This window comes from Halobellus sp. H-GB7, assembly GCF_030848585.1.
Taxonomy (GTDB): domain Archaea; phylum Halobacteriota; class Halobacteria; order Halobacteriales; family Haloferacaceae; genus Haloquadratum; species Haloquadratum inordinatus.
In genome coordinates this window covers 1-1,589 of record NZ_JAVDDW010000027.1, presented here as the reverse complement: position 1 = coordinate 1,589, position 1,589 = coordinate 1, and the positions used below count along the sequence as shown (strand labels likewise).

Sequence of the window (1,589 nt, the reverse complement as noted above, 5' to 3'; positions counted from 1 at the left end):
CACGCAGTGGACGCGGACGTTCGGTGACGATCACCAGCGTGCAAGCATCCCTGCACCGCCAGCCGTCGACGACGACCACGTGTACATCACCGCAGATGGCTCTGCCGCCCAGGGCATCTACGCACTGGATCGCGAGACGGGTGAAACACAGTGGGAAATCCCTGGACCAAATATTCCGGAACCATTAGTTCGCGTAGGAGATGTTGTCCTCGCGAGCTACAACCGCTATGAACTCGCGGCGTTCGATGCTGGGAATGGAGACCGGCAGTGGTCGAAGGCGATGTATGACGGTGGCTTGTTTGCGCCGGCAGTCGGCCATAGCCGCGTCTTCAGTGCGGACGAGGAAACCGTGTACGCGCTTGTCGTTGGGGGTGGCGATGTCCACTGGGAACAAGATCTCGATGTCGCAGGCTCCCCAATGGTCGTTGGGGAGTCGGTCGTCGTTCCGACGACTGACCGGATTGTGGGTCTGAGTATTGAGGACGGGAGCGATCTGTGGGCTCTGTCTGAGACATCTGCGACCGGATGTGTTCCTGTTAGTCGGGGCCTGCTTTACACGTCAGGGAATACGGTGACGCTGCAAACAAACTGTGACTAATCAGGACGAACAGGGCCCAGGTCTGGGTTGGGAATGAGCAGCTCCTGTCGGTCTCCGACCCGCTCAGCGAGCTTCCGGTTCAGGTACTGCCTCGCCGTCGACGGTGTGAAAACACCTTTGTCGAGCATGTCGCCGACGACGTCTTTGAGGGCCGCGAACTGGCCCTGCAGGTGGCCGTCACCGACCGGCTCGCCGTCGTACCACCGAACGGTCGCGAGCGCGCCGTTCCCGACCGTCTCTCCCTGTTCGACTGTCTCCGAATCGTACTGCAGGCCGAACCACAGCGTCCGGTAGGCGGTCACCTCGAAGGTCGGCGACACCACGTAAAACGCCTCGTGGTGGAGGTAGTCAAGATGGTCAGCGATGATCTCCTTGAGCGTGAGCCCGGTGGCGCGAGGCTTTGGCTCGACGACGGTCGACGGTTGGTCTTTACCAGCTAGGTATCGGTCGACGGCGTCTGCCTCGAGGCCATCGGCCAGTTCTGCCAGCAGCTGTTTCGCCCACTTGGAGTCGGTGTCGTCGCAACCGAACGGCGACTCAGCCGAAATCCGGTGTTTGAGCTTCAGGTTCGCTGCGCCCCAATGAGAGTAGTGGAGCGTGTACTGTCCGTCTGTCCGTTCGTACGCAACAAGTGCGCGGTGACCCATTTGATTGACATCCTCACCCGCCTGAAGGCGGGGTGAATCCCGAGCGTTGAGATATTAGGGTTTGCAGTCTGCCTGCTCTTGTGGGTGGAACGCACCCGTAGTTGTATCGAACAGGTAGACTCCGGGCTGTGCCAAGCAGCCGTTACTCATATCCCCGGTTGGGGGAGTTTGAGTTATCTTTCGGCGGATATTCACCGCACCGTTCACGTCTGCGTTCATCGTCGTTGCACACGAGTTACAGACATACAGGCCACGCTCGACGCGGTTAGCGTCTCGAATCTGTCCACAACAGGAGCAGGTTTTCGAGGTGTTTTCCTCGTCCACACGGTCAACCAGTATCCCAT

3 protein-coding genes are annotated in these 1,589 nt (G+C 59.6%); 1 reads left to right on the top strand and 2 read right to left on the bottom strand.

Going from position 1 to position 1,589, the window contains the following annotated elements:
• On the top strand, positions 1-598 hold a 598-nt coding region (locus tag RBH22_RS17725), incomplete at its 5' end, for a PQQ-binding-like beta-propeller repeat protein (RefSeq protein WP_306678733.1).
• On the opposite strand, the gene RBH22_RS17720 is transcribed toward RBH22_RS17725, so the two are convergent.
• Together RBH22_RS17720 and RBH22_RS17715 are read right to left on the bottom strand one after the other, a co-directional pair.
• Positions 595-1,245: a DUF6735 family protein gene (locus RBH22_RS17720; protein WP_306678731.1), complete on the bottom strand. Its 651-nt coding sequence runs from the start codon at positions 1,243-1,245 to the stop codon at positions 595-597. The two genes, RBH22_RS17725 and RBH22_RS17720, sit on opposite strands and share 4 nt — an antisense overlap.
• 54 nt (positions 1,246-1,299) lie before the next feature.
• A partial coding sequence (locus RBH22_RS17715) for a zinc ribbon domain-containing protein (protein ID WP_306678729.1) occupies positions 1,300-1,589 on the bottom strand: 290 nt, incomplete at its 5' end.

Excerpts from the sequence above, each read along its gene's own strand:
- RBH22_RS17720 (WP_306678731.1), bottom strand. The coding sequence starts at position 1,245 with ATGGGTCACCGCGCACTTGTTGCGTACGAACGGACAGACGGACAGTAC.